Below are 26,460 nucleotides of genomic sequence, written 5' to 3'. Positions count from 1 at the left end.
CTGTTTGTCAGGCGGAGTAGTCATGGCCCAATCGGAAACCGTTGAGCGCATCCTCGATGCGGCGGAGCAGCTGTTCGCGGAGCGCGGGTTCGCGGAAACCTCATTGCGGCTGATCACCAGCAAGGCCGGGGTCAACCTGGCGGCGGTGAACTACCATTTCGGTTCGAAGAAGGCCCTGATCCAGGCGGTCTTTTCCCGCTTCCTGGGCCCGTTCTGCGCCAGCCTGGAGCGTGAGCTCGACCGCCACCAGGCGCGTCCCGAGCAGAAGGCCTCGCTCGAGGAACTGCTGGAAATGCTGGTGGAGCAGGCCCTGGTCGTGCAACCACGCAGCAACAACGACCTGTCGATCTTCATGCGCCTGCTGGGCCTGGCCTTCAGCCAGAGCCAGGGGCACCTGCGCCGTTACCTGGAAGACATGTACGGCAAGGTGTTCCGCCGCTACATGCTGCTGGTCAACGAGGCCGCGCCGCGCATTCCGCCACTGGAGCTGTTCTGGCGCGTGCACTTCATGCTCGGCGCCGCGGCGTTCAGCATGTCGGGTATCAAGGCCCTGCGCGCCATCGCCGAAACCGACTTCGGCATCAACACCTCGATCGAGCAGGTGATGCGCCTGATGGTGCCGTTCCTCGCCGCCGGCATGCGTGCCGACAGCGGTGTCACCGACCAGGCCATGGCCGCGGCGCAGTTGCGCCCACGCAGCAAGTCCGGCGCGCCCGCCAAGGCCTGAGCACTGGGCGGGGCAGGGCGCTTGCGCTAAGCTAGCGCCCATGCCTGAACTCGCCCCCGCCGCAATTCCCGTCAGCACGGCAGCTTCGCCACTGAACCATCGGACACCGCGTTGTCCGATGTGTGCGTGCGTCTGCGCGACCTCCGGATCTCCAATGAAGGATTCCCAATGACTGCCAGCCTGCAAGGCTCCCTGATGGTGGACATCGCCGGTAAATGGCTGACCGCCGAAGACCGCCATCTGCTGCGCCAGCCCGAAGTGGCCGGCCTGATCATCTTTGCCCGCAACATCGACAGCCCGCGCCAGGTGCGCGAGTTGTGCGCCTCGATCCGTGCCATCCGTCCCGAGCTGATCCTCGCCGTGGACCAGGAAGGCGGGCGGGTCCAGCGCCTGCGCCAGGGCTTCGTGCGCCTGCCGGCCATGCGCGCCATCGCCGACAACGCCAATGCCGAATACCTGGCCGAGCAGTGCGGCTGGCTGATGGCCACCGAGGTGCTGGCGGTAGGCCTGGACCTGAGCTTTGCTCCGGTGCTGGACCTCGACCATCAGCGCAGTGCGGTGGTCGGCAGCCGCGCCTTCGAAGGCAATCCGCAGCGGGCTACCGAACTGGCCGGCGCCTTCATCCGTGGCATGAATGCCGCGGGCATGGCCGCCTGTGGCAAGCACTTCCCCGGTCACGGCTGGGCCGAGGCCGATTCCCATGTGGCGATCCCGGTCGATGAGCGCAGCCTGGAACAGCTGCGCGCGGCCGACCTGGTGCCGTTCACTCGCCTGAGCGGCCAGTTGGCGGCGGTGATGCCGGCCCACGTGATCTACCCGCAGGTCGACAACCAGCCGGCCGGCTTCTCCCGGCGCTGGCTGCAGGAGATCCTGCGCGGCGAGCTGGGCTTCGACGGGGTGATCTTCAGCGACGACCTGTCCATGGCTGGCGCCCACGTGGTGGGCGATGCCGCCAGCCGCATCGAGGCCGCATTGAGCGCGGGCTGCGACATGGGCCTGGTGTGCAATGACCGGGCTTCGGCCGAGCTGGCGCTGAGCGCGGCGCAGCGCATGAAGGTCAAGCCGTCGCCGCGGATTGCACGGATGCGCGGGCAGGGCTTTGCGCGTACCGATTACCGCCAGCAGCCGCGTTGGCTGGAGGCGCTGGGGGCGTTGAAGGAAGCTCAGCTGGTCGACTGACCTCGCTGGCCTCGTCCCGGGCAAGCCCGCTGCCACGCCCCCTGAGGGTTCGTGGCAGCGGGCTTTTACTTGCTTCGTTTGCCCGGCAGCGGCGCGAACAGCGCCTCGATCTCTTCATCCCCCAACCGCCATTGCCCGGCCTGCCCGCCATCGAGCAGCCCGGCTGCCAGTGCCGCCTTCTCTTGCTGCAATTGCTGGATCTTCTCTTCCACCGTTCCCCGGGTGATCAGCTTGAACACGAACACCGGCTTGTCCTGGCCGATGCGGTAGGCGCGGTCGGTGGCCTGGTTTTCACTGGCCGGGTTCCACCACGGGTCGTAGTGGATCACGGTGTCGGCGGCGGTCAGGTTAAGCCCCGTGCCGCCGGCCTTGAGGCTGATCAGGAATACCTCGCTGTCGCCATTCTGGAACTGCTGCACGGGGGCGCGACGGTCGCGGGTGTCGCCGGTCAGCAGGCTGTAGCGGATGCCGCGCTTCTCCAGCTCGAACTCGATCAGTGCCAGCATCGAGGTGAACTGCGAGAACAGCAGCACCTTGCGCCCTTCGCTGAGCAACTCCTCGAGCATCTCCAGCAGGCTGCCCAGCTTGCCCTTGTCGGCGAACGAACCCTTGGCCTCGGTGCCCTTGACCAGGCGCAGGTCGCAGCACACCTGGCGCAACTTGAGCAGTGCATCGAGGATGACGATCTGGCTGCGCGCGGCGCCGTTGCGGGCGATCTCGTCGCGGACCTTCTTGTCCATTGCCACCCGCAGCGCCTCGTAGGTGTCGCGTTGGGCGTCGCTGAGTTCGACCCAGTGGATCATCTCGGTCTTGGCCGGCAGCTCGGTGGCCACCTGTTCCTTGGTGCGGCGCAGCAGGAACGGGCGGATGCGGCTGGCCAGGTGGGCCATGCGCTCGGCGTCGCCGTGACGCTCGATCGGGGTACGGTAGTCCTGGGTGAAGCGCTTGCTGTCGCCCAGCCAGCCGGGCATCAGGAAGTGGAAGATCGACCATAGCTCGCCGAGGTTGTTCTCCATCGGCGTGCCGGTCAGGCACAGGCGCTGGTTGGCCTGCAGCTCGCGCACGGCCTGGGCGGCCTTGCTGGTGCTGCTCTTGATGTTCTGCGCCTCGTCCAGCACCAGCAGGTGCCAGGGCTGCGCCTTGAGTGGCTCCAGGTCGCGGGGGACGAGGGCGTAGGTGGTCAGCACCAGGTCATGGTCGGCCAGGTTGGCGAAGTGCTTGTTGCGGCCCGGGCCATGCAAGGCCAGCACGCGCAGGCCGGGGGCGAAGCGCCGGGCTTCGTCGAGCCAGTTGGGCACCAGGCTGGTGGGCATCACTGCCAGCGCCGGATGTACCAGTCGCCCGCTTTCCTTCTCCAGCAGCAGGTGGGCCAGGGTCTGCAGGGTCTTGCCCAGGCCCATGTCGTCGCCGAGGATGCCGCCGGTGCCCATTTCGCGCAGGGCTTGCAGCCAGTTCAGGCCTTGCTGCTGGTAGGGGCGCAATGTGGCGTTCAGGCCTTCGGGCGGCGCCACCTGTAGGTCACGGGCGTCGCGCAGGCGCCGGCCCAGGTCGCGCACATGGCTGCCACCTTCCCATTGCAGCGGCAAGTGGTCGATGTCGTTGAGGCGCGCGGCATCGGTGCGGTTCAGACGCAGGCTCGGGCCCACGGCGTCGTCGTGCAGGTACAGCTCGCCCAGGGTGCCCATCACCGCCTTGATGCGCCCGTAGGGCAGGGCGACCCGCAACGCCGGGCCGTCATGGCGGGCGCGGTTGAGGTCGATCAGCAGGTGCTCGTCATCATTGCGCCGCGCCAGTTCGCTGGGCCGCAGCAGTTCCGGGCTGGCGCGCAGCAACTGCAGGACAATCGGCAGCAGGCTGTGGCGCTGGCCGTCGACCACGATACCCAGTTCGAGGTCGAACCATTCGTGGCCTGGCGCTTCCTCGATGGTCGCATACCAGTCGTCGACCTCGTGCAGGTTGAAGGCGAAGTCGCGGTGCACGTCGATCACCCAGCCCGCCTCGCGCAGGCGCGGCAGGCCCTCGCGGGCGAAGCGCAGCCAGGCTTCGTCGTCGGGCAGCTGGTACATTTCGCCGGCGCTGTCGGGCAGGGCCTTGCTCTGGCGGGTGGCCACCTTGAAGCCGTGGTCGCGCAGGGCCTTGCGCAGGGCCTGCTCGACCTGTGGCTGGCGCTGGATGCGCTGGCTGGTGGTGCCCACCAGGCGGCTGAGTGACTTGTCGTCGCTGCTGCTGGCGCGCAGGCCGTCGTAGTCGAACGCCAGCGCGGCGCGGTGCTGCATCTGGCGTTGCATGCGGCCGGTCTTGGGCGTGTAGGCGCTGAATTCGAGGCTGCCGAGGGTCAGGTGCGGGGTTGGCTCGATGCCGTCGAGCTGTTCTTCCTGCACGGCGGTGGGGGTCGGCAGGCCATGGTTGAGCGCGTTGAGCTTGTGGCTGAGGGGCACGATAAGGTGTTCCGGTACATCGGGGGCAAGGGACAGCTGCAGGGCGGTGTGCGGGTCGAGGGTGTGGGTGACGGTGCCGACTTCTTGGTTGTCGACATCGAAGTAGAACAGCGGTACCAGCGGCAGCACGCAATTGAGCGGTTCCTCGCCGTTGTACCACATGCCCCGATAGTCACCGCTGTTCAGGCGTACCCAGCGGAATTGCGCCTGGCGCGGGGCGCCCTGAACCAGCAAGGGAAATTCTTCGATGAACATCAGACGCCCGGTGTCCAGCGCCCGCTGCAGCAGTTCGCCGCCCTCGTGCCCCTTCAGCGCGAAACCGCGCTCCTGGCCGAAGGGCGCGTTCTGCGCCGACAGTTGGCGCAGGATGCGCAGGTCTTCTTCCTTGACGTATTTCGGCGGCTCGTAGAGCAGTTCGTACAGCGAATGGATGCGGCTGTAGCGAATGCCATGCTCTTCGCGGGTGCCTTTGCGCACGCGCAGGGCGCAGCTCTTGTCGTCCTTGAGCATGAGTTGGTAGCAGACCATGCGCCCGCGCCGGTCTTCAGCGCCGTCTTGCCTGGGGGTGGGCTGCTCCAGGCCTTGCAGCCAATGCTGCAGGTGATGAGGCAGTTGCTCGCCGCTGGCCGCGCCGCGCCCGTAGCTGCTGGCCAGGGTGTAGAGCGCGGCGGCGCAGTGCTTGCAGTTTTCGCCGACCGGGCAGGAGCAGTTGCCGCGCACGTGGCATTGCCCGGATGGCCCCGCGGTGATGATGATCCGCTGGCGGTAGACATTGCCGCCGCTGCCGCGGCAGGTGGACTCGATGCGTGAATCGCCGTGGGACTGGATCTGCACCAGGCCCTGTTCGGCGTAGCGCTCGCCACGTTGCAGGGTGGCCGCGGAAAAATCGCGCTTCCAGCTCGGATTCTCGGCTGCCAGCTTCTGCACATCGGCGTTCACGGTTTCACTGCTCCATCATTTCCGGATCGGGCAGCGGCATCTTGCGCATGCCGGCCGGTGAGACCTTGAGCAGCACGGCCAGGTGCCCGCCATCGAGGAAGGTCAGCTGGCCGGCCTTCATGTTGCTGTTGCTCTGCTTGAACTGCTCGCTGCGCAGCACGCTGCCATTGCTGTCGAGCTGGTTGACCCAGAGGTTGGCGTCCACGGCGATGAAGCGGCTTTCCTGGATGCTCAGGTTGCCCTCGATCGGGAAGTGGCCGAACTGTTCGTCACCGGCACTCAGGGCAACGGTTTCGCCATCCTGCTGCCAGGCCTTGTGCAGCAGCACGGTGTAGTCGGCGGTGGCCTGCAGGCGGGTGACTTCGTCACCCAGGCCGGTCGGGCGTTCGGCGCCTTTTTCCAGGCGCGGCGCGCCGGCGCTCCAGTCTTCCGGGGCGAACGGGCTGGTGATCGCCGGCACGGCGTTCTGCCGCACCAGGATCATTTCCACCTGGTAGGGGCCTGCGGCGAAGGCAGCTGGCGCGAGCAGGGCCAGCAGCAGGGTCAGGCAACGGATGGCACGCATGAAGCTTCCTTATGGATTTTGTGGGGTGAGGCGCTCGAACAGCGCTTCCAGGGTGTTGAAACGTTCTTCGGGGCGTTCCATCGGCACCAGGAAGCGGAACTGGGTCGCGCCTTCGAACTTGTAGCGTTTGGGCTGGCCCTGGATCAGCTTGATCAGGGTCAGCGGGTCGACCGGGGTTTCGGCCTCGAACTCGAGCTTGCCGCCGTTGGGGCCGGCATCGACTTTCTTGATGCCGAGCTTTTCCGCCTGCAGCTTGAGCAGGGTCAGGCGCATCAGGTTCTTGGTCGGCTCCGGCAGCAGGCCGAAGCGGTCGATCATCTCCACCTGCAGGTCCTTGAGGCCCTCTTCGTCGGCCGCCGAGGCGATGCGCTTGTAGAGGATCAGGCGCGCATGCACGTCGGGCAGGTAGTCCTCGGGGATCAGCGCCGGCAGGCGCAGGTTGATCTCCGGGCCGCCACCCAGCGGCTGTTCGAGATTCGGCTGGGCGCCCTTGCGGATGGCCTTGACCGCGCGTTCGAGCATCTCCATGTACAGGGTGAAGCCGACCGCCTGGATCTGCCCGCTCTGGCCTTCGCCGAGCAGTTCGCCGGCGCCGCGGATCTCCAGGTCGTTGGTGGCCAGGACGAAGCCCGCGCCGAGGTCCTGGGTGTTGGCGATGGCCTCCAGGCGTTTCTCGGCGTCGGCGCTGATCTGCTGGCGCGGTGGCGTCAGCAGGTAGGCATAGGCCTGGTGGTGGCTGCGCCCGACCCGGCCACGCAACTGGTGCAATTGCGCCAGGCCGAACTTGTCGGCGCGCTCGATGACGATGGTGTTGGCGCTCGGCACGTCGATACCGGTCTCGATGATGGTCGAGGCGATCAGCACGTTGAAACGCTTGTGATAGAAGTCGCTCATCACCTGCTCGAGCTCGCGTTCGCGCATCTGCCCGTGGCCGATGCCGATGCGTGCCTCGGGCACCAGCTCGGCCAGCTCGGCGGCGCATTTCTCGATGCTCTTCACATCGTTGTGCAGGTAGTACACCTGGCCGCCGCGCAGCAGTTCGCGCAGCAGCGCTTCCTTCACCGTGCTCTTGTTCTGCTCCATGACGAAGGTGCGCACCGACAGGCGTCGCGCCGGGGGCGTGGCGATGATCGACAGGTCGCGCATGCCCGACACCGCCATGTTAAGCGTGCGCGGAATCGGCGTTGCGGTCAGGGTGAGGATGTCCACCTCGCTGCGCAGCGCCTTGAGCTGTTCCTTTTGGCGCACGCCGAAGCGGTGCTCTTCGTCGATGATGGCCAGGCCCAGGTCCTTGAAGCGCACATCGTCCTGCAGCAGCTTGTGGGTGCCGATGAGAATGTCGATCTTGCCTTCGGCCAGCTCCGCCGCGGCGCTGGCGACTTCCTTGGCCGACTTGAAGCGGCTCATCACCTCGACCTTCACCGGCCAGTCGGCGAAGCGGTCGCGGAAGCTATTGTAGTGCTGCTGGGCGAGCAGGGTGGTGGGCACCAGCACCGCCACCTGGCGGCCGCTGTGCACGGCGATGAAGGCGGCGCGCATGGCCACCTCGGTCTTGCCGAAGCCAACGTCGCCGCACACCAGGCGGTCCATGGGCTGGCCGGCGAGCATGTCGGCACGCACGGCCTCGATGGCGGTCTGCTGGTCGGGGGTTTCCTCGAACGGGAAGCCGGCGCTGAAGGTGGCGTAGTCGGCGGCCGGGTCGGCGAAGGCATAGCCTTTGCGCGCGGCGCGGCGGGCATAGATGTCGAGCAGCTCGGCGGCGACGTCGCGCACCTGCTCGGCGGCCTTGCGCTTGGCTTTCTGCCAGGCCTCGGAGCCCAGCCGGTGCAGTGGGGCCAGGGCGTCGTCGCTGCCGGTGTAGCGGGCGATCAGGTGCAGGTTGGCCACCGGCACGTAGAGCTTGGCGCCCTCGGCGTATTCGAGGGTGAGGAACTCGGCGGCCTGGCCGTCGATTTCCAGGGTGGCCAGGCCCAGGTAGCGGCCCACGCCATGGTCGATGTGCACCACCGGCGCGCCTTCGCGCAGCTCGGTGAGGTTCTTGATCACCGCGTCGTTGGCCGCCTCGCCGCGTTTCTCGCGGCGCCTGCGCTGCATCACGCGCTGGCCGAACAGCGGGCTTTCCGCTACCAGGGCAATGGCCGGGTCGTCCAGCAACAGGCCGTCGTCCAGGGGGGCGATGGTGATCGCCAGGCGCTCGCCGCCAGTGACGAAGTCGGCCCAGCCGTCGACGGTCTGCGGGCGCAGCTTGAGGCGTTCGAGCAGCTCCAGCAGCACTTCGCGCCGGCCCGCGGACTCGGCGGTGAACAGCACGCGGCCGCTGAACTGGTCGAGGAAGTTGGCCAGCTCCGCCAGCGGCTGGTGGGCCTTGGCCTCGATGGCCAGGTTGGGCAGTGCGCGGGCGGGGAAGCGCTCGCGCCCCGCGCCGGCGTCGAGGTCCTCGGCGCTGACCACCACCCGTGGCCATTGCTTGAGGCGGGCGAAGCAATCCTCCACCGGCAGGAACAGTTCCGCCGGCGGCAGCAGTGGCCGGGTCATGTCGCCGCGGCGCTCTTCATAGCGCCCGCGCACATCGTTCCAGAAGTGTTCGGCGGCCTGTTCCACGCCCGGTAGCGAGAACACCTGGGTGTCGGCCGGCAGGTAGTCGAACAGGGTGGCGGTTTCTTCGAAGAACAGCGGCAGGTAGTACTCGATGCCGGCGGGGATGATGCCGCTGGTGAGGTCCTGGAAGATCGCGCTGCGGCGGAAGTCGACGTCGAAGCGTTCACGGAAGCGCGCCTTGAAGCGCGTCACCTCGTCCTTCTGCATGGGGAACTCGCGCGCCGGCAGCAGGCGGATCGAGTCGACCTTGTCGATCGAGCGCTGGCTCTCCGGGTCGAAGGTGCGCAGGGTCTCGATCTCGTCGTCGAACAGGTCGATGCGGTACGGCTGCTTGCTGCCCATGGGGAACAGGTCGATCAGCGCGCCGCGCACGGCGAACTCGCCGTGCTCGTAGACCGTGTCGACGCAGCGGTAGCCGCTGGCTTCCAGGCGCGCGCGCATCTGCTCGACGTCGATCTTCTGGCCCACGTCCAGCACCAGGCTGCTGCCCAGCAGGAAGCGCGTGGGGGCCAGGCGGTGCAGGGCGGTGGTGATCGGCACGACGAGGATGCCGTGGTCCAGCTCCGGCAGCCGGTAGAGGCTGGCGATACGCTGGGAGATGATGTCCTGGTGCGGCGAGAACAGGTCGTAGGGCAGGGTTTCCCAGTCGGGGAAAGGCAGTACCGGCAGATCCGGCGCGAAGAAGCGCAGCTCCTGCTCCAGGCGGTCGGCCGCCTGGCTGTCGGCGGTCAGCAGCAAGGTGAAGCGACCGGCGGTACTGGCAGCCTCGGCGACGGCCAGGCTCAAGGCCGCGCCGGGCAGGTTGCCCCAGGTTTGTTTGCCGGCCGTGGCCGACATTTGCGGTAGGCGCAGAACTGACACGGGAGATCGGACTCCAAGCGTTGCGGCAAAGAGGTCGATTGTACCGGTGACGAGGCGCGCTGTCAGGTTCGAAAGGGCTTGGCGACGGGGGTTGGCGCCGGCGACAGGCGCTCATTGCCCGATACGCCGCGGGGCGTCATAATGTAGCCCCTTTTTTGTTCCCCTACATGTGGAAGGTTACCGTGACTCAGAAGCCCGACCAGTGTCTTGGTGAGTGGATCGATCGTGAAGCCCTGGCTGAAGCGATGATCCCGCTTATCGGTCAGCTCTACCGCAACAACAACGTGGTGAGCTCGATCTATGGCCGCAGCCTGATCAACCGTTCGGTTATCTCGATCCTCAAAGCCCACCGCTTTGCCCGTCACCGTCAGACCGACGAGACCGAGCTGTCCGTCCACGAGACATTCCCCCTGCTCAAGGCCATGAGCGAGCTGAAGCTGGGCGCCGCCTCGGTGGACCTGGGCAAGCTGGCCAACAAGTTCAAGGTTGAAGGCAATGGCCGCAGCGCCGAGCAGTTCGTCCGTGACGAACTGGCCGACGTCGTGGGTCAGCAGAACGCTTCCGCACGCAAGGGCACCGACGTCGTGCTGTACGGCTTCGGCCGCATCGGCCGCCTGCTGGCGCGCATCCTGATCGAGAAGACCGGTGGCGGCGACGGCCTGCGCCTGCGCGCCATCGTCGTGCGCAAGGGCGCCGAGAACGACCTGGTCAAGCGCGCCAGCCTGCTGCGTCGCGACTCGGTGCACGGTCCGTTCGACGGCACCATCGTCATCGATGAAGCCAACAACACCATCACCGCCAACGGCAACCTGATCCAGGTGATCTACGCCAAGAGCCCGAGCGAAGTCGACTACACCCAGTACGGCATCAACGATGCGCTGATCGTCGACAACACCGGTGTCTGGCGTGACGCCGACGGCCTCGGCCAGCACCTGGCCTGCCCGGGCGCCGCCCGCGTGATCCTCACCGCACCTGGCAAGGGCGCGCTGAAGAACATCGTGCACGGCATCAACCACGGCGACATCAGCGCCGACGACAAGATCATCTCGGCGGCGTCCTGCACCACCAACGCCATCGTGCCGGTGCTCAAGGCCATCAACGACCAGTACGGCATCGTCAACGGCCACGTCGAAACCGTTCACTCGTTCACCAACGACCAGAACCTGATCGACAACTTCCACAAGGGCAGCCGCCGTGGCCGCGCCGCGCCGCTGAACATGGTCATCACCGAGACCGGTGCCGCCACTGCCGCCGCCAAGGCGCTGCCAGTGCTCAAGGGCAAGCTGACCGGTAACGCGATCCGTGTTCCGACGCCGAACGTGTCGATGGCCATTCTCAACCTGAACCTCGAGAAGGCCACCAACCGCGAAGAGCTGAACGAGTACCTGCGCCAGACCGCCATGCACTCCGAGCTGCACAAGCAGATCGACTACGTCAGCTCCCAGGAAGTGGTATCGACCGACTTCGTCGGCTCGCGCCACGCTGGTGTGGTCGACGCCGAGGCGACCATCTGCAATGACAACCGTGTTGTCCTGTACGTCTGGTACGACAACGAATTCGGTTACAGCTGCCAGGTGGTGCGCGTGATGGAAGACATGGCCGGTGTGAACCCGCCAGCGTTTCCACGCTGATCCGCTTGTAATGCGTTGAGAAAACGGGAACCTTCGGGTTCCCGTTTTTTTTGCCTGATAACTGCTGTGCCTGTACCGGCCTCATCGCCGGCAAGCCGGCTCCCACAGAGGCGCTGGCGCCGAGCCTTTTGTGGGAGCCGGCTTGCCGGCGATGAGGCCAGTGCAGTCTCCTGAGAGCTCTCGTTTGCGCGCGATACTACTGTTGTCCATCCTTTCGCTGCTTTCAGCCTGCGAGCCAACCCCGACCCTCGAGCGCTTTGGCGGCCCGACCATGGGCAGCAGCTACAGCATCCAGTACGTTCGCCAGCCAGGCGGCCCGGCGCCGGAGCAGGTGCAGGCGGCGGTCGAAGGCATCCTGCAGGCCATCGACGCGCATTACTCCACCTACCGCGGCGACTCCACCGTCAGCCGTTTCAACCAGTTGCCGGCCAACCAGTGCCAGCCCATCGATGCCGACATGCTGGAGCTGGTTACTTTCGGCCAGCACCTGGCCGAACAGAGCCAGGGTGCCTTTGACCTTACCGTCGAACCGCTACTCGACCTTTGGGGCTTCGGCCCGCAGGCCCGCGAAATGCAAGTGCCGGAGCCGCAGGCGCTGGCCAGGGCGCGCCTGCGTGTGGGTTACCGCCACCTGCGCCTCGAGGGCGAGGCCCTGTGCAAGGACGCCGCCATCGAACTGGATTTCAACAGCATCGCCGCCGGCCACGCCGTCGACCTGATCGCCCAGCGCCTGCGCGCCATGGGTATCGACGACTTCCTCGCCGAGGCCACCGGTGAACTCAAGGCCGTGGGCCGCAAGCCCGACGGCAGTGCCTGGCGGGTGGCGCTGGAGCTGCCGCGCGAGGATCGCCAGATCGCCCGCCAGGTCATCGACGTGCAGGACCTGGCCGTATCGACCTCGGGTGACTATCGGCATTATTTCGAGGACAATGGCCGGCGCTATTCGCACACCTTCGATGCCCGCCTCGGGCGCCCGGTCGCCCACGACCTGGCGGCGGTGACGGTGCTCGACGCCTCGGCGCTGCTGGCCGACGGCTACTCGACCCTGCTGTTGATCCTCGGGCCGCAGCAAGGCTGGGATTTCGCCATCGCCCACGGTATCGCCGCGGTGCTGGTGACCCGGGTCGAGGGTGGTTTCGTCTCCCGTTCCACGCCGGCCTTCGAGCGGCGGGTGAAAGGCGAGTGAAAGGCAAGCCACGGATGATCGAAGCCAGGGAAACGGTGAAACGACATGTAGTGCAGGCAATAATGGCCTACGACGCGACCAAGGGTTAATGTGCGCGGCGATCACGCTTGATTAGACTGCACCCGAATTTTCTCATGGCGCCCCGGCGACATGATCGCGCCCCGCGGCCATCCGGCCGGCGGGCCAGTTCTGAAGGAGTACGCATGGCTGTCTACAACTACGACGTAGTGGTGCTGGGTTCCGGCCCGGCCGGTGAGGGCGCGGCAATGAACGCCGCCAAAGCAGGGCGCAAGGTGGCCATGGTCGACAGCCGTCGCCAGGTCGGTGGCAACTGCACCCACCTGGGCACCATCCCGTCCAAGGCACTGCGTCACTCCGTGCGGCAGATCATGCAGTTCAACACCAACCCGATGTTCCGCGCCATCGGCGAGCCGCGCTGGTTCTCCTTCCCCGACGTGCTCAAGAGCGCCGAGAAAGTCATCAGCAAGCAGGTCGCCTCGCGCACCGGCTACTACGCGCGTAACCGCGTCGATGTGTTCGTCGGCACCGGCAGCTTCGCCGACGAGCAGACCGTCGAAGTGGTCTGCCCCAACGGCGTGGTCGAGAAGCTCAACGCCAAGCACATCATCATCGCCACCGGCTCGCGCCCGTACCGTCCGGCCGACATCGACTTCCACCACCCGCGTGTCTATGACAGCGATACCATCCTCAGCCTCAGCCATACCCCGCGCAAGCTGATCGTCTACGGCGCCGGGGTGATCGGTTGCGAATACGCCTCGATCTTCAGCGGCCTGGGTGTGCTGGTGGAACTGGTCGACAACCGCGGCCAGTTGCTGAGCTTCCTGGATTCGGAGATTTCCCAGGCGCTGAGCTACCACTTCAGCAACAACAACATCACCGTGCGCCACAACGAGGAGTACGACCGTGTCGAAGGCCTGGACAACGGGGTGATCCTGCACCTGAAGTCGGGCAAGAAGATCAAGGCCGACGCCTTGCTGTGGTGCAACGGGCGTACCGGCAACACCGACAAGCTGGGCCTGGAGAACATCGGTATCAAGGTCAACAGCCGTGGCCAGATCGAGGTCGACGAGACCTACCGCACCAGCGTGCCGAACATCTACGGTGCCGGTGACGTGATCGGCTGGCCGAGCCTGGCCAGCGCCGCCCACGACCAGGGTCGCTCGGCGGCCGGCAGCATCGTCGACAACGGCAGCTGGCGCTTCGTCAACGACGTGCCGACCGGCATCTACACCATTCCGGAGATCAGCTCGATCGGCAAGAACGAGCAGGAACTGACCCAGGCCAAGGTGCCCTACGAAGTGGGCAAGGCCTTCTTCAAGAGCATGGCCCGCGCGCAGATCGCCGGCGAGCCGCAAGGCATGCTGAAGATCCTGTTCCACCGCGAGACCCTGGAGGTCCTGGGCGTGCACTGCTTCGGCTACCAGGCCTCGGAGATCGTCCACATCGGCCAGGCGGTGATGAACCAGCCGGGCGAACAGAACAACCTGAAGTACTTCGTCAACACCACGTTCAACTACCCGACCATGGCCGAGGCCTATCGGGTAGCCGCCTATGATGGTCTGAACCGGCTTTTTTGAGCGGCTCCGACCGGTGGCCTGAGCCGGTCGGGGAGACCGATTTCAGCCCTACCCGAGGGTGGTCCTGGCCAAACCGGGAAAGTCTGTAATCAGGCTGTCCACGCCAAAGTCAGCGAGCCGGCGCATCAGTGCCGGTTCGTTGACCGTCCACACCGACACGTGCAAACCCTGGCGCTGCGCCTTGATCAGGCGCTCGGGGGTGCACAGCGTCCAGTTCAACGCCAGCATCTCGCAGCCGTAGTTCTGCGCGACCTTCAACGGGTCGAGCCAGGCATACTCGGCGACCAGCCCGCGCTTCACGTCCGGCACTAGCTCCTGGGCGGCGCCGAGCACTTCCCGTGAGCTCGAGGTGATGGTCACCTTGTCCAGCAGGCCGTGCTGCAGGGCCAGCTCGCGGATCGCCAGCACCGTGCTGGCGGCGCGGGTGCGCGAGGCGCTCTTGACCTCCAGCTGCCAATGCTCGAACGGGCACTTCGCGAACAGTTCCTCGAGCCGTGGGATGGGGCAGGGCTGCACATGGCCCGGCCCGCCTTTGCGGGCATCGTAGGTCACCAGCTCGGCGGCGGTGTGCTCGACCACCTTGCCGCGCCGGCCGGTGGTGCGCTTGAGGGTCGGGTCGTGGATCACCATCAGCTCGTTGTCGGCCGACAGGTGCAGGTCGAGTTCGCAGCGGTCCACGCCATGGGACAGGCACTGGCGGAAACTCTGCAGGGTGTTCTCGGGTGCTTCGCCCTTGGCGCCGCGGTGGCCATAGATCAGGGTCACGTTCGTTCCTTCAAATCAGGGAAAAAGGGCTTATGCGTCCGGCTCGTTCTGCTCCAGCGCCTGGCGCCGTTGCTGTTGCTGGCGCTGCAGGATGTAGCGGGCCAGGAGCTGGCGCTGGGCGTCGGTCATGTCGATGAATTCGGTGCCGACCTCGAAGTCGCCGTCCGGGCGCGGGTCGCAATGGGTGACGCGGCCGCGCAGCAGCAGGCCATGGGCTCGGGGCATCAGCACCATCTTCACCTTGACCCGGGTGCCGGGCGCGATCTTCTGCGCCTGGGCGAACTCGATGCCGCCTTCGGAAATGATCACCGGCGTCGGCTGGCCGATTTCGCCGATCAGGGTTTGCGCGACCACGGCGCTGAGCAGGTCCAGGCGTTTGTTCTGGGCGCGCAGGAAGGCGGCCAGGGTGCGGTCCTTCTCGCTCAACTGGCGCAGCAGGTGTTGCGACTCGAAGTCCGACAGGTGCAGTTCGCTGAGCAGGTTGAACAGCTCAGAATCATCCTGCAACAGTTCTGTCTCAAGGGCTTCGGCCGCGCTGAGGGGGCTGATTTGAAGTGCGATCCGATCTTCGATGCGGTAGTATTCGCGGCGATCTTCTTCGTCTAATGTCGTCATGGCGAACCCAAGGTTACGGCGGTGGTCCGAGTGTAAAGCCGCCGTAGGCGCCTCGCCACAAGGACGTTCCCTTTCATCCGAACAAGCCCCGACATGTTCAGACCTCTATTCGTATTCATTGGTACGCGCTACACCCGTGCCAAGCGCCGCAATCACTTCGTCTCGTTCATTTCGCTCACCTCGATGATCGGCCTCGCCCTGGGCGTGGTGGTGATGATCGTGGTGCTGTCGGTGATGAACGGGTTCGACCACGAGATGCGTACCCGCGTGCTGGGGATGATCCCCCACGCCACGCTGGAGACCGGCCAGCCGATCGACGACTGGCAGGCCCTCGCCTCTAAAGTAAAGCAGAATCCGCAGGTGCTGGCGGTCGCGCCCTTCACCCAGATGCAGGGCCTGCTGACCCATGAGGGCAAGGTGCAGAAGGTGCTGCTCAACGGCATCGACCCGGCCCGCGAGCGCGAGGTGTCGATCATCGACAAGTTCGTCCTCGACGGCAGCCTCGACAAGCTGGCGCCGGGCGAGTGGGGCATCATGATCGGCGACAAGGCCGCGCAGAAGCTGGGCGTGACCATCGGCGACAAGCTGACCTTCGTCGCCCCCGAGGTCAGCGTGACCCCGGCGGGCATGTTCCCGCGCATGAAGCGCTTCACCGTGGTCGGCACCTTCCATGTCGGCGCCGGCGAGATCGACGGCTACCTGGGCCTGACCAACATCGCCGACCTGTCGCGCCTGCATCGCTGGAAGGCCGACCAGGTCCAGGGCGTGCGTCTGAAGTTCGACGACCTGTTCCAGGCGCCGCGTGCCACCTGGGCCATCGCCCAGCAGCTGGGCGAGCAGGAGTACTACCCGCGGGACTGGACCCGCACCCACGGCAACCTGTACCAGGCGATCCGCATGGAGAAATCCATGATCGGCCTGCTGCTGTTGCTGATCGTCGCGGTGGCGGCGTTCAACATCATTTCCACTCTGGTGATGGTGGTCAACGACAAGCGCGGCGACATCGCCATCCTGCGCACCCTGGGCGCCACACCCGGGCAGATCATGGCCATCTTCATGGTCCAGGGCACGGTGATCGGCGTGGTCGGCACGCTGATCGGCGCGGTGCTGGGCATCCTCGGCGCGCTCAACGTGAGCGCGGCCATCGCCGGCATCGAAGCCCTGATCGGGCACAAGTTCCTCAATGCCGACGTGTACTTCATCGATTACCTGCCGTCGCAGATCCAGGCCCAGGACGTGTACATGGTCTGCGGTGCGGCGCTGGTCCTGAGTTTCTTCGCCACCCTGTACCCGGCCTGGCGCGCCTCGCGCACCCAGCCTGCAGAGGCGCTACGTTATGAGTGAGTCGCGCATGAGTGATAAAGCCGTGTTGAGCTGCCGCAACCTGGGCAAGAGCTACGAGGAAGGCCCGGAGTCGGTGCAGGTGTTGTCGGGGTTGAACCTCGAGCTGCACCCAGGCGAGCGGGTGGCCATCGTCGGCAGCTCGGGTTCGGGCAAGAGTACCCTGCTCAACCTGTTGGGCGGCCTCGACACGCCGACGCAGGGCAGTGTGTGGCTGGCCGGCGAAGAGCTGTCGGCACTGGGCGAGCGGGCCCGCGGCCTGCTGCGCAATCGCGCGCTGGGCTTCGTCTACCAGTTCCACCACCTGCTGGCAGAGTTCACCGCCCTGGAGAACGCCTGCATGCCGCTGCTGATCGGCAAGACCCCGATCAGCGAGGCCCGCGAGCGCGCCGAGACGCTGCTCAAGCGCGTCGGCCTGGGCCACCGCCTCAATCACAAGCCGGCCGAGCTGTCCGGTGGTGAGCGCCAGCGCGTGGCGATTGCCCGCGCCCTGGTCAACCGCCCGGGCCTGGTGATGCTCGACGAGCCCACCGGCAACCTCGACCACCATACCGCCCAGGGCATCCAGGAGCTGATGCGCGAGTTGTCTACCCACTCGCAGACCGCCTTCCTGGTGGTGACCCACGACCTCAACCTGGCGCGCCAGATGGACCGTGTGCTGAGCCTGGAAGACGGGCACCTGGTGGCGATCTGAGTCGCTTGCGCGGGGCCCCGTGAGGCGGCCCCGGTTCTTTTTCTACTTGGGTGTTCCCGTTCATGTTCAGACCCTTGTCCTTGTTCATCGGTGCCCGCTACACCCGTGCCAAGCGCCGCAATCACTTCATCTCGTTCATCTCGATGACCTCGATGATCGGCCTGTCGCTCGGCGTGCTGGCCATGATCACGGTGTTGTCGGTAATGAACGGCTTCCAGCGCGAAATGAGTTCGCGGGTGCTTGGCCTGGTGCCTCATGCCGCCATCCTCGGCGCGCAACCTCTGGATGACTGGCGCAAGGTCGCCGCCGCTGCCGAAGGCAACCCGGCGGTGATGGCCGCCGCGCCGATCACCGAAATGGAGGGCATGCTCTCGTACAAGGGGGCGATGCAGCCGATCCAGGTCGCTGGCATCGAGCCGGCCGAGGAGGGCAAGGTCTCAATCGTCACCCAGCACATCGTCCAGGGCAGCCTGCAGGACCTGGTGCCGGGCGAGTATGGCGTGGTCATCGGTGAATTGACCGCGCGGCGTTTTCGCCTGAACACCGGCGACAAGCTGACCCTGATCGTCCCGGAGATCAGCAAGGAGCCGGGCGGCATCACCCCGCGCATGCAGCGCCTGACCGTGGTCGGCATCTTCAAGGTAGGTGCCGAGCTGGATGGCTCGCAGGCCTACATCCACGTCGCCGATGCCGGCGAGATGCAGCGCTGGGCACCGGGGCAGGTGCAGGGCGTGCGCCTGAAACTGCATGACCTGTATGCCGCGCCGCAAGTGTCCAAGGCCATCGCCGCAGACCTGGGCGAAGGCTACCGCGCCGATGACTGGTCGCACACCCAGGGCAGCCTGTTCAGCGCGATGAAGATGGAAAAGACCATGATCGGCCTGCTGCTGATGATGATCATCGCCGTGGCCGCGTTCAACATCATCGCCACCCTGGTGATGGTGGTGAACGACAAGGGCGCGGACATCGCCATCCTGCGTACCATCGGCGCCACGCCGGCGCAGATCATGGGCACCTTCATGGTCCAGGGCAGCTTGATCGGTATCGTCGGCACCTTGCTTGGCGGAGTGCTGGGGGTGATCCTGGCGCTGAACGTCAGCGCGGTGGTCGGTTGGCTCGAGCGAGTCAGCGGACAGCATATCTTCACCTCCGACATCTACTTCATCAGCAGCCTGCCGTCGGAGCTGCAATGGGGCGATGTGGCGATCATCTGCGTGGCGGGGTTGGTGATGAGCTTCCTGGCGACGATCTACCCGGCCTACCGCGCCTCGCAGATCGAGCCGGCGATGGCGTTGCGTTACGAGTAAGACATTGCAACACCGGGGGGCGCTTTGCGCCCCTACGCGGGCAACTCGATCACGAACCGCGTCCATCCATCTTCACACTCCGCCCGAATTTTCCCACCGTGTGCCTGCACGATCGAGCGGGTGATCGCCAGTCCCAACCCCGCATGCTCGCTGCTGCCTTCCTGGCGCGCCGGATCCGCCCGGTAGAAGCGGTCGAACAATCGCTCAAGCAGTTGCGGCGCAATCGCCGGCCCGGTGTTGGCCACCACGATGCGCAGCCCAGGCTCCAGGCTTACTCGAATCTTCCCTCCGGCAGAGGTGAAGCGCAGGGCGTTGTCCAGCAAGTTGGAGAGCGCCCGGCGCAACATGTGCCGGTCGCCTTCGGTGTGGGCCTGACCCTCACGCAGCAAGCGCACCTCGGCGTCCTCGGCCAGCGGCGCGTAGTACTCCAGCAGCGCATCGACCTCCGTCGCCAGGTCCAGCGGCTGGCGGCTGGGCATCAGCAGGCCGTGGTCGGCCTTGGCCAGGTAGAGCATGTCGTTGACCAGCTGGGCCATCCATTGCAGCTCCTCGAGGTTGCCGTGCAGGGCCTCGCGATACTCCTCCAGGCTGCGCGGACGGGTGAGGGTGACCTGGGTGTGGGTCAGCAGGTTGGACAGCGGCGTGCGCAGCTCGTGGGCGATGTCGGCGGAGAACGCCGACAGGCGCTGGAAGGCATCGTCCAGGCGCTGCAGCATGGCGTTGACGGTGCCGGCCAGCTCGGCCAGTTCCTCGGGCATCTCGGCGGCCGGCAAGCGCGTGGTCAGCGAGCCGGCGGTGACGCTGGCGGCCACCTTGCCCATCTGCCGCAGCGGTTTCAGGCCACGGCGTACGGCCCAGGCGCCGAGCAGCGCGGTGGCCAGCGCCGACAGGCCGACGGTGAACCAGATCAGCCGCTGCATGCCTTGCAGAAAGTGCTGGTGGTGGGTGATGTCGAGGAACAGGGTCAGTTGTGGCACAGCGGGCTGGCCGTCGATCAGTGGCGCGCTGAGGCTGCGGTAATCGACCCCGTGGCTGTGCAGGGTGGCCAGGCCGGTGGGGGCGGGGGCTTGCGGCAGCTCGCCGCGGCTGGCGAACCAGAGCGAGCCGTCGGCGCCGCGCACACGCAAAGCCAGGTCGGACTGGTGACTCAGCTCGTTGAGCAGCGCCGGCAGGCGCATGGCCAGTTGCTCCTGGGTAGCGACGCCGGCGAGCAGGCTGCTCATCAGCGAAAGCCGGCCGCTGAGCAATTGCTGGTCGAGCTCGACGAAATGCTGCTCGCTGGCGCGGCTGAACAGCAGGCCGGCGCCCAGCGACACGGCGGCGGTGCAGGCGGCGAACAGCAGCGCCAGGCGGCTGCCCAGGGACAGGCGGCGCATCAGTCGTGGCGCTCTTCGAGCACGTAGCCCATGCCGCGCACGGTGTGGATCAGCTTGGTGGCATGGCTGTCGTCGATCTTCAGGCGCAGGCGGCGGATGGCCACCTCGATGACGTTGGTGTCGCTGTCGAAATTCATGTCCCAAACCTGCGAGGCGATCAGCGACTTGGGCAGCACCTCGCCCTGGCGGCGCAGCAGCAGTTCGAGCAGGGCGAACTCCTTGGCGGTCAGGTCGATGCGTTGGCCGGCGCGCTCGGCGCGGCGGCGGATCAGGTCCAGGCGCAGGTCGGCCAGGGCCAGGCAGGTATCCTGGCTGGCACTGGCGCCACGGCGCAGCAGGCTGCGCACGCGGGCCAGCAGTTCGGAGAAGGCGAAGGGTTTGACCAGGTAGTCGTCGGCGCCCAGCTCCAGGCCGTGCACGCGGTCCTCGACGGCGTCACGGGCGGTGAGGAACAGCACCGGGGTGTCCAGCCCGGCCTGGCGCACCGCCTGGAGGATCTGCCAGCCGTTGCGCCCCGGCAGCATCACGTCGAGGATCAGCAGGTCGTGGTCGCCGCTCAGGGCCAGGTGCTGGCCGGTGTCGCCGTCGCTGGCCAGTTCGGTGGCGAAGCCGGCCTCGCTCAGGCCCTGGCTGAGGTACTGGCCGGTCTTGGCCTGGTCTTCGACGATCAGCAGTTTCATGTGTTTACCAACGGTTCGGGCCAACGTGATGCCGAAATGATACGTGACGATCTGGCGGCCTGCCCAAGCTGACAAAGTTGTAATCTTCCCGTCAGCCAGCTGCCAGCCAGCCTTTTCGAGAATGGCGCCATCTTCGCTGCATTGATCTGGAGTCACCCATGAAACACCTGTTCCTCACCGCCGCGCTTGCCCTGACCAGCCTGCCCACCTTCGCTGGCGAAGCCAAACCCTTCGCCTTTGGCGAGCCGGCGCCGGCAGCCAAGGCCACCCGCACTGTCGAGGTGGTGCTCAAGGACATCGCCTTCGAACCCAAGAGCATCAAGGTCAAGGCCGGCGAAACCGTACGTTTCGTGCTGGTCAACGAAGGCAAGCTGCCCCACGAGTTCAACCTGGGCGACAAGGCCATGCACGCCGAGCATCAAAAGGAAATGATCGCCATGCAAGGCAAGATCTTTACCGCTGGCATGAATCACGAAGGCATGGAGCATGGGCAGATGGACCACAGCCAGATGATGGGCGGCGGCCATGGCCACGACACCGGCAACACCGTGCTGGTGCAGCCTGGCCAGCGCGCGGAGCTGACCTGGACCTTCCGCAAATCGGCGCCCATCGAGTTCGCCTGCAACGTGCCGGGCCATTACCAGGCCGGCATGGTCGGGCCGTTGACCATCGAGTGACATCGGCTCCAAGGCGGGGTGCAAAACCGGTAGACTAGGGGCAATTTCGAACCTTCAGGTCAGTTTCCATGCATCCCGCCGCCGAACACTCCCCGCTGGGCAAGTCCAGCGAATACGTCGCCACCTACACCCCCTCGCTGCTGTTCCCCATCCCGCGCCTGGCCAAGTGGGCCGAGCTGGGTGTCAGTGGCGACGCGCTGCCGTGGCAGGGCGTGGATTTCTGGAACTGCTTCGAGCTGTCCTGGCTGCTGCCTTCAGGCAAGCCGGTGGTGGCCATCGGCGAGTTCGCCATCCCTTGCGACTCGCCGAACATCATCGAGTCCAAGTCCTTCAAGCTGTACCTCAACTCGTTGAACCAGACCGTGTTCGCCTCGGTGGCCGAGTTGCAGGCCTGCCTGGTGAAAGACCTGTCCGCCGCCGCGGGCAAGCCGGTCGCGGTCAAGGTCAGTACCCTGGCCGAGGTCGAAGGCCAAGGTGTGACTGCCTTGCCGGGCCAGTGTATCGATGCGCTGGATGTGAGCATCAGCAATTACGAGCAGCCGCAGCCTGAATTGCTGCGCTGCGCGGCGGATCGCGTGGTGGAAGAGACCGTGCACAGCCACCTGCTCAAATCCAACTGCCCGGTTACCGGCCAGCCGGACTGGGGCAGCGTGGTGGTGGAATACAAGGGGCGGGCGCTGGACCATGCCAGCCTGCTGACCTACCTGATCACCTTCCGCCAGCATGCCGACTTCCACGAACAGTGCGTGGAGCGGATCTACCTGGACCTGAAGAACCTGCTCAAGCCTGAGCACCTGACGGTGTATGCACGGTATGTGCGCCGGGGTGGGCTGGATATCAACCCGTACCGCAGCACCGGGGTGATCAACCCGCAGAACCTGCGGTTGGTACGGCAATAATGTAACGGGGCCGCGAAGCGGCCCATCACCGGCAAGCCGGCTCCCACAGAGAGCAGATTGGCGCAATCCCTGTGGGAGCCGGCTTGCCGGCGATGGACTGCAACGCAGCCCCGTTGGGTTCAGATCCCCATGCTGTGCAGCGAGTTGGCAATGCTGCGCAGGGTGGCGGTAAGGTCGGGATGTTCGGCCTCGAAGCGTTCGATGGCGAGGTTCACGCCGTCGACGAGGTTGTTGTCCGGGGTGGCTTCCTCAAGCTTCAGCTGGGCCTCGATCTGCCTGGCTTCTTCATGCAGGCTGGCCAGCTCCTCTTCCGAAAGCGGCACATTGCGATCCAGTTGCTCGCGCAGGCTATTCAGGCGCTCTTGCAGTTCGCGGGCAGGCATTGTTCTTACTCCATCAATGACTTGGCAAGGCATGGACCTCAGCGAAGCGGCAAAGGTTCGCGCCTGTCCTCTAGCGTAATCCACCTGCCGGCGCTTTGCATGACCCGTATCAACGGGGATGTATCAGGGTTTCTCGCCTTTGTGCCGGCGCTGGGCGATATCCGCGAGGCAGGCATCGAGGGATTCGAGGTGGTCGATCACCGAGTGCACGCCCAGGCCGAACAGCGCCAGGGTGGCCTTGCCGCGGGCCAACTCCTGTTCCTGCCGGCTCAGCGCCTGCCATTGCGCCGAGCCCTGATCGCAGGCCGCCAGCCCCACCGTCCACAGGCCGGCGTTGAGCCCCGACTGCAACAGCAGCGGCTCGCCACTGACCAGCACACAGCCGTCCAGGCGCTGGCTTTGCAAGTTCATCAGCGCCTGCCAGCAGGCGTTGGGGGTCGGCCATTTGCTGCCATTGGCGCAGTGGCCCGGCAGCCAGTCGGGCAGCACGCTGCTCAGGCGTTTGCCCAGGGCGGCGCTGAGTTCGTCGAGCCAGATGCACGGCACCTGCTGCGAGCGCAGGCGAAGCAGGGAATCCAGGGCACCGGGGGCGGGCAGGGGGCTGCCGTCGGTCGCCTGGACCAGGCAGCCGCGCAGGCCGAACAGCACAGCGGTGAAGGCGGGTGCGTCTTGCATGGCAACGTCCCTAAATAACCCGCAGGCTATCCAGCGATTGTTACCGACGGATGACGGCTAGGGTCTGTACGAAATGTGTCTGCGCGAAGGCCAGACAAGGCGAAACGGGGGGAGGAAGCGCAGTGTACTGGAGTACATGAGCATTCCGAACCCCGTTTCAACGCAGTATGGGCGAGTGCAGATACATTTCGTACAGAGCCTACAGTTGTTCACAAATTCTTGACGCTGATATGTAAAACTATCGTTCGGCCAGCAAGCCAGTATACTTGCGCCCTATCGAGCAGCGTGCCAAAGGCCGTTGCCGCCGTGAAATCCGATGGAGAAACATCTATGCGTAGGATCGGTGCCGGAGTGATCGAGCGAGTCACCCAGGCCTGTGTCTGTGCCAGCTTGCTGCTGGCGCCCGTGGCGGCCACCCAGGCGGCCACCGAGGAGGATCCCTGGGAGGCGGTGAACCGGCCGATCTTCCGGTTCAACGACGTCCTCGACACCTATGCCCTCAAGCCGTTGGCGCAGGGTTATCAGTTCGTCACCCCACAGTTCCTCGAAGATGGCATCCACAACGTCTTCCGCAACCTGGGCGACGTCACCAACCTGGCCAACAACGTGTTGCAGCTCAAGCCCCGTGCGGCGGGCGTCGACACGGCGCGGCTGATCGTCAACACCACCTTCGGCCTGGGCGGCTTCTTCGACGTCGGCACCAAGATGGGCCTGCAGCGCAACGACGAAGACTTCGGCCAGACCCTCGGCTACTGGGGCGTGCCCAGCGGGCCGTACGTGGTCATCCCGTTCCTTGGCCCAAGCACCGTGCGTGACGGCCTGGCCAAGTACCCGGACACCTACACCGAACCCTACCGCTACATCGACCATGTGCCGACGCGCAACTCGATCTTCGCCCTGGACGTGATCGACACCCGCGCCAGCCTGCTGTCGGCGGAGAAACTGATGCAGGGCGACAAGTACATCTTCCTGCGCAACGCCTACCTGCAGAACCGCGAGTTCAAGGTCAAGGACGGGCAGGTCGAAGACGACTTCTGATCTGCCGGCTTACGCAAAAGGCGACCTTCGGGTCGCCTTTTTCGTAACAGTTCAATGCATCGCCAGGATGCGCAAGCCGAAGCGCTGCGCACCGCCTGGCTGGTCGGCGATCCATACCACTTCGGTGCTGGCATGCAGCCCGGCGAGGGCGGTGTGGTCGGAGTCGATGCGCACCTCGAGGCGGTCACCCACCTGGAAACGCTGCGGCGCCTGTACCTGCATGCCGGTGCTGGAGAGGTCGATGCACACAGCACTGATCACCTGGTCGGCCTGCAGCAGCTGGACCTCGGCATCGATACGCATGCGAATGAAATCGCGTTTTTCGCTGTAATCCACGGGGTGCTGGGACATGCTTGCATCCTTTCGTCAGGTTGCGCTGCTCCACATTCTTATAACGCTGGGTGATTTGCCCTGTAAAGTGCAGGGAAGTCTACCTGCCCATGCTTGAAACGCCAGGCGGATGGGAGTACCGTCAGCGCCTTACAGGGCACCTCGCTATTTGCCGGACCAGTCTTCTTGTCCTACAACTCAAGTAGAGAGTGGCTAGAGAGCATTCCAGTAGCCGTCTGTCGGTTCTCCACAGTCGCTACGCCAACCCAAATCTGGCGCCGTTCGCCCACATGCAGAAACCCAGTGCAACGCTGCTGATCATCGATGACGACGAGGTGGTCCGTGCCAGCCTCGCCGCCTATCTGGAAGACAGCGGCTTCAGCGTCCTCCAGGCCGGCAACGGCCAGCAGGGCCTCCAGGTCTTCGAAGCACACCAGCCCGACCTCGTGATCTGCGATCTGCGCATGCCGCAGATGGGCGGCCTCGAACTGATCCGCCGGATCAGCGAGCGCGCGCCGCAGTTACCGGTGATCGTGGTGTCCGGTGCCGGCGTGATGAGCGACGCGGTCGAAGCCTTGCGCCTGGGCGCGGCGGATTACCTGATCAAGCCCCTGGAAGACCTGGCCGTGCTCGAGCACTCGGTGCGCCGCGCGCTCGACCGCTCGCGCCTGGTGCTGGAGAACCAGCGCTACCGCGAGAAGCTCGAAGCCGCCAACCGCGAACTGGAGGCCAGCCTGCACCTGCTGCAGGAGGACCAGACCGCCGGGCGCCAGGTGCAGATGAACATGCTGCCGGAAAACCCCTGGGTGGCCGGTGATTTCGCGTTCGAGCACCAGATCATCCCGTCACTGTACCTGTCGGGTGATTTCGCCGACTACTTCCGCGTGGACGACCGGCGCATTGCCTTCTACCTGGCGGACGTATCCGGCCACGGCGCCTCGTCGGCGTTCGTCACGGTGCTGCTCAAGTTCATGACCACGCGCCTGCTGTTCGAATTCAAGCGTGGCGGCAAGATGCGCGAGTTCAAGCCTTCGCAGGTGCTCAGCCACATCAACCGTGGCCTGATCAACTGCAAGCTGGGCAAGCATGTGACCATGGTTGGTGGGGTCATCGACGAGGACACCGGCCTGCTCACCTACAGCGTCGGCGGCCACTTGCCGCTGCCGGTGCTGTATACCCCAGGGCAGGCCCGCTACCTCGAAGGCCGTGGCCTGCCGGTGGGGTTGTTCGACGAGGCCAGCTACCAGGACCTGGTACTGGAGCTGCCAGAGCAGTTCAGCCTCACCCTGATGTCCGATGGCATTCTGGACCTTTTGCCCGGGGACACACTCAAAGATAAGGAAGCTGCCTTGCCGGAAATCGTCAAGGCGGCGGGTGGTAGCCTGGAGGGGCTGCGCCAACGATTCGAATTGGCTACGCTTGGGGAGATGCCGGATGATATCGCCCTATTGGTGTTGAGCAGGAACCTTGAATGAGTACTGGTAGAATCCAGTTCGCCGAGCAAAGCGGGACCTTCGTTCTGAAATTTGTCGGTGAAGTGCGCCTGACCCTGTGTTCGGCACTGGATGCGACGATCGAGAAGATCTTCACCGCGCTGAACTTCTCGGCCATCGTCATCGACCTGACCGAAACCGAAAGCATCGACAGCACCACCCTGGGCCTGCTGGCCAAGCTGTCGATCCTGTCCCGGCAAAAGGTCGGCCTGCTGCCGACCGTGGTCACCACCAACCCGGACATTTCCCGGCTGCTGCAGTCCATGGGCTTCGACCAGGTGTTCAACATCGTCGACCGCCCGGTGCCGTGCCCGGAATGCCTGACCGACCTGCCGTCCCAGGACCAGGACGAAAGCGTGGTGCGCTCCAAGGTGTTGGAGGCACACAAGATCCTCATGGGCTTGAACGACTCCAACCGCGAAGCGTTCCATGACCTGGTGAGCGCGCTGGAAAGATCCTGACCTA

Annotated in this window: 23 protein-coding genes; 13 read left to right on the top strand and 10 right to left on the bottom strand. The window is 65.5% G+C overall.

All coding sequences use genetic code 11. The annotated features are described in order from the left end of the window. Positions 1-22: 22 nt before the first annotated feature. On the top strand, positions 23-727 hold the full coding sequence (locus AAHK21_RS04800) for a TetR/AcrR family transcriptional regulator (RefSeq protein ID WP_046856397.1): 705 nt from the start codon (positions 23-25) through the stop codon (positions 725-727). Positions 728-907: 180 nt separating this feature from the next. After that, positions 908-1,906, top strand: a complete 999-nt coding sequence (gene nagZ / locus AAHK21_RS04795; RefSeq protein ID WP_367858955.1) for a beta-N-acetylhexosaminidase — start codon at positions 908-910, stop codon at positions 1,904-1,906. 65 nt (positions 1,907-1,971) lie between these two features. Here nagZ and AAHK21_RS04790 read toward each other — a convergent pair whose 3' ends face one another. The 3 genes from AAHK21_RS04790 to mfd are packed head-to-tail and all read right to left on the bottom strand — an operon-like array spanning position 1,972 to position 9,307. Beyond that, on the bottom strand, positions 1,972-5,283 hold the full coding sequence (locus AAHK21_RS04790) for an SNF2-related protein (RefSeq protein ID WP_367856594.1): 3,312 nt from the start codon (positions 5,281-5,283) through the stop codon (positions 1,972-1,974). Between the two features lie 4 nt (positions 5,284-5,287). Further along, entirely contained in the window at positions 5,288-5,848 is a 561-nt protein-coding gene (locus AAHK21_RS04785) for a CsiV family protein (RefSeq protein WP_046856395.1), read from the bottom strand. A 9-nt stretch (positions 5,849-5,857) separates the two neighbouring features. Beyond that, complete coding sequence (gene mfd, locus AAHK21_RS04780; RefSeq protein ID WP_367856593.1) at positions 5,858-9,307, bottom strand: transcription-repair coupling factor; 3,450 nt, start codon at positions 9,305-9,307, stop codon at positions 5,858-5,860. 167 nt (positions 9,308-9,474) lie between these two features. Between mfd and AAHK21_RS04775 the strand changes: the two genes are divergently transcribed. The 3 genes from AAHK21_RS04775 to sthA all read left to right on the top strand — a co-directional run bounded on the left by AAHK21_RS04775 (position 9,475) and on the right by sthA (position 13,722). Further along, positions 9,475-10,938, top strand: a complete 1,464-nt coding sequence (locus AAHK21_RS04775) for a glyceraldehyde-3-phosphate dehydrogenase (protein WP_046856393.1) — start codon at positions 9,475-9,477, stop codon at positions 10,936-10,938. Positions 10,939-11,122: 184 nt separating this feature from the next. Continuing rightward, positions 11,123-12,124, top strand: a complete 1,002-nt coding sequence (locus AAHK21_RS04770) for an FAD:protein FMN transferase (RefSeq protein ID WP_367856592.1) — start codon at positions 11,123-11,125, stop codon at positions 12,122-12,124. A 203-nt stretch (positions 12,125-12,327) separates the two neighbouring features. Then, the gene (gene sthA, locus AAHK21_RS04765; protein WP_023631920.1) at positions 12,328-13,722 is read left to right on the top strand and encodes a Si-specific NAD(P)(+) transhydrogenase; all 1,395 of its coding nucleotides are present in this window, start codon (positions 12,328-12,330) and stop codon (positions 13,720-13,722) included. Between the two features lie 48 nt (positions 13,723-13,770). Here the strand turns inward: sthA and AAHK21_RS04760 are convergent, their stop codons facing one another. Then, on the bottom strand, positions 13,771-14,487 hold the full coding sequence (locus AAHK21_RS04760) for a glycerophosphodiester phosphodiesterase family protein (RefSeq protein ID WP_038705752.1): 717 nt from the start codon (positions 14,485-14,487) through the stop codon (positions 13,771-13,773). A 30-nt stretch (positions 14,488-14,517) separates the two neighbouring features. Further along, positions 14,518-15,102: a PilZ domain-containing protein gene (locus tag AAHK21_RS04755; protein WP_046856391.1), complete on the bottom strand. Its 585-nt coding sequence runs from the start codon at positions 15,100-15,102 to the stop codon at positions 14,518-14,520. Between the two features lie 93 nt (positions 15,103-15,195). Here AAHK21_RS04755 and AAHK21_RS04750 point away from each other — a divergent pair, with 93 nt between their 5' ends. From AAHK21_RS04750 to AAHK21_RS04740, 3 genes are all read left to right on the top strand, one after another. Further along, positions 15,196-16,446 carry a lipoprotein-releasing ABC transporter permease subunit gene (locus AAHK21_RS04750; RefSeq protein WP_367856591.1) on the top strand — a complete coding sequence of 417 codons (1,251 nt, stop codon included), beginning with the start codon at positions 15,196-15,198 and terminating at the stop codon, positions 16,444-16,446. A 7-nt stretch (positions 16,447-16,453) separates the two neighbouring features. Further along, positions 16,454-17,137: a lipoprotein-releasing ABC transporter ATP-binding protein LolD gene (lolD, locus tag AAHK21_RS04745; RefSeq protein WP_367856590.1), complete on the top strand. Its 684-nt coding sequence runs from the start codon at positions 16,454-16,456 to the stop codon at positions 17,135-17,137. 62 nt (positions 17,138-17,199) lie between these two features. Next, positions 17,200-18,444, top strand: coding sequence for a lipoprotein-releasing ABC transporter permease subunit (locus AAHK21_RS04740; protein WP_367856589.1), 1,245 nt, complete (start codon positions 17,200-17,202; stop codon positions 18,442-18,444). A gap of 32 nt (positions 18,445-18,476) precedes the next feature. Here AAHK21_RS04740 and AAHK21_RS04735 read toward each other — a convergent pair whose 3' ends face one another. Together AAHK21_RS04735 and AAHK21_RS04730 are read right to left on the bottom strand one after the other, a co-directional pair. Continuing rightward, entirely contained in the window at positions 18,477-19,823 is a 1,347-nt protein-coding gene (locus AAHK21_RS04735; RefSeq protein ID WP_367858954.1) for a heavy metal sensor histidine kinase, read from the bottom strand. After that, positions 19,820-20,500: a heavy metal response regulator transcription factor gene (locus AAHK21_RS04730; protein ID WP_038705756.1), complete on the bottom strand. Its 681-nt coding sequence runs from the start codon at positions 20,498-20,500 to the stop codon at positions 19,820-19,822. Before AAHK21_RS04730 ends, AAHK21_RS04735 begins: the two co-directional genes overlap by 4 nt. A 158-nt stretch (positions 20,501-20,658) precedes the next feature. Here AAHK21_RS04730 and AAHK21_RS04725 point away from each other — a divergent pair, with 158 nt between their 5' ends. Further along, on the top strand, positions 20,659-21,177 hold the full coding sequence (locus AAHK21_RS04725; RefSeq protein WP_367856588.1) for a plastocyanin/azurin family copper-binding protein: 519 nt from the start codon (positions 20,659-20,661) through the stop codon (positions 21,175-21,177). Between the two features lie 68 nt (positions 21,178-21,245). After that, positions 21,246-22,076 carry an NADPH-dependent 7-cyano-7-deazaguanine reductase QueF gene (gene queF / locus AAHK21_RS04720; protein WP_367856587.1) on the top strand — a complete coding sequence of 277 codons (831 nt, stop codon included), beginning with the start codon at positions 21,246-21,248 and terminating at the stop codon, positions 22,074-22,076. Between the two features lie 119 nt (positions 22,077-22,195). Here the strand turns inward: queF and AAHK21_RS04715 are convergent, their stop codons facing one another. Further along, complete coding sequence (locus AAHK21_RS04715) at positions 22,196-22,459, bottom strand: DUF4404 family protein (protein ID WP_031315272.1); 264 nt, start codon at positions 22,457-22,459, stop codon at positions 22,196-22,198. Positions 22,460-22,582: 123 nt separating this feature from the next. After that, a complete protein-coding gene (locus tag AAHK21_RS04710) occupies positions 22,583-23,134 on the bottom strand; it encodes a phosphonoacetaldehyde phosphonohydrolase-related protein (protein ID WP_367856586.1) in 552 nt (183 codons plus the stop codon). Positions 23,135-23,464: 330 nt separating this feature from the next. Here AAHK21_RS04710 and AAHK21_RS04705 point away from each other — a divergent pair, with 330 nt between their 5' ends. Beyond that, a complete protein-coding gene (locus AAHK21_RS04705) occupies positions 23,465-24,172 on the top strand; it encodes a VacJ family lipoprotein (RefSeq protein ID WP_046856385.1) in 708 nt (235 codons plus the stop codon). A gap of 51 nt (positions 24,173-24,223) precedes the next feature. Here the strand turns inward: AAHK21_RS04705 and AAHK21_RS04700 are convergent, their stop codons facing one another. Then, the gene (locus AAHK21_RS04700; RefSeq protein ID WP_102684498.1) at positions 24,224-24,523 is read right to left on the bottom strand and encodes a PilZ domain-containing protein; all 300 of its coding nucleotides are present in this window, start codon (positions 24,521-24,523) and stop codon (positions 24,224-24,226) included. 269 nt (positions 24,524-24,792) lie between these two features. Between AAHK21_RS04700 and rssB the strand changes: the two genes are divergently transcribed. Next, complete coding sequence (gene rssB, locus AAHK21_RS04695) at positions 24,793-25,977, top strand: two-component system response regulator RssB (protein ID WP_367856585.1); 1,185 nt, start codon at positions 24,793-24,795, stop codon at positions 25,975-25,977. Beyond that, the gene (gene rssC / locus AAHK21_RS04690) at positions 25,974-26,456 is read left to right on the top strand and encodes an anti-sigma factor antagonist RssC (protein ID WP_023631332.1); all 483 of its coding nucleotides are present in this window, start codon (positions 25,974-25,976) and stop codon (positions 26,454-26,456) included. Before rssB ends, rssC begins: the two co-directional genes overlap by 4 nt. Positions 26,457-26,460 lie beyond the last annotated feature (4 nt).

The sequence above is a fragment of the Pseudomonas sp. TE50-2 genome, assembly GCF_040813665.1.
Classification (GTDB): Bacteria; Pseudomonadota; Gammaproteobacteria; order Pseudomonadales; family Pseudomonadaceae; genus Aquipseudomonas; species Aquipseudomonas soli.
The sequence above is the reverse complement of the archived record's forward strand: the minus strand, read 5'-3'. Positions and strand labels throughout refer to the sequence as shown.

Bases quoted from the DNA above. Each gene is read 5' to 3' on its own strand.
- AAHK21_RS04800 (WP_046856397.1), top strand. From the start codon at position 23: ATGGCCCAATCGGAAACCGTTGAGCGCATCCTCGATGCGGCGGAGCAG.
- AAHK21_RS04785 (WP_046856395.1), bottom strand. From the start codon at position 5,848: ATGCGTGCCATCCGTTGCCTGACCCTGCTGCTGGCCCTGCTCGCGCCA.
- AAHK21_RS04775 (WP_046856393.1), top strand. From the start codon at position 9,475: ATGTGGAAGGTTACCGTGACTCAGAAGCCCGACCAGTGTCTTGGTGAG.
- sthA (WP_023631920.1), top strand. From the start codon at position 12,328: ATGGCTGTCTACAACTACGACGTAGTGGTGCTGGGTTCCGGCCCGGCC.
- AAHK21_RS04755 (WP_046856391.1), bottom strand. From the start codon at position 15,102: ATGACGACATTAGACGAAGAAGATCGCCGCGAATACTACCGCATCGAA.
- AAHK21_RS04750 (WP_367856591.1), top strand. From the start codon at position 15,196: ATGTTCAGACCTCTATTCGTATTCATTGGTACGCGCTACACCCGTGCC.
- lolD (WP_367856590.1), top strand. From the start codon at position 16,454: ATGAGTGATAAAGCCGTGTTGAGCTGCCGCAACCTGGGCAAGAGCTAC.
- AAHK21_RS04740 (WP_367856589.1), top strand. From the start codon at position 17,200: ATGTTCAGACCCTTGTCCTTGTTCATCGGTGCCCGCTACACCCGTGCC.
- AAHK21_RS04730 (WP_038705756.1), bottom strand. From the start codon at position 20,500: ATGAAACTGCTGATCGTCGAAGACCAGGCCAAGACCGGCCAGTACCTC.
- AAHK21_RS04725 (WP_367856588.1), top strand. From the start codon at position 20,659: ATGAAACACCTGTTCCTCACCGCCGCGCTTGCCCTGACCAGCCTGCCC.
- queF (WP_367856587.1), top strand. From the start codon at position 21,246: ATGCATCCCGCCGCCGAACACTCCCCGCTGGGCAAGTCCAGCGAATAC.
- AAHK21_RS04715 (WP_031315272.1), bottom strand. From the start codon at position 22,459: ATGCCTGCCCGCGAACTGCAAGAGCGCCTGAATAGCCTGCGCGAGCAA.
- AAHK21_RS04710 (WP_367856586.1), bottom strand. From the start codon at position 23,134: ATGCAAGACGCACCCGCCTTCACCGCTGTGCTGTTCGGCCTGCGCGGC.
- AAHK21_RS04705 (WP_046856385.1), top strand. From the start codon at position 23,465: ATGCGTAGGATCGGTGCCGGAGTGATCGAGCGAGTCACCCAGGCCTGT.
- AAHK21_RS04700 (WP_102684498.1), bottom strand. From the start codon at position 24,523: ATGTCCCAGCACCCCGTGGATTACAGCGAAAAACGCGATTTCATTCGC.
- rssB (WP_367856585.1), top strand. From the start codon at position 24,793: ATGCAGAAACCCAGTGCAACGCTGCTGATCATCGATGACGACGAGGTG.
- rssC (WP_023631332.1), top strand. From the start codon at position 25,974: ATGAGTACTGGTAGAATCCAGTTCGCCGAGCAAAGCGGGACCTTCGTT.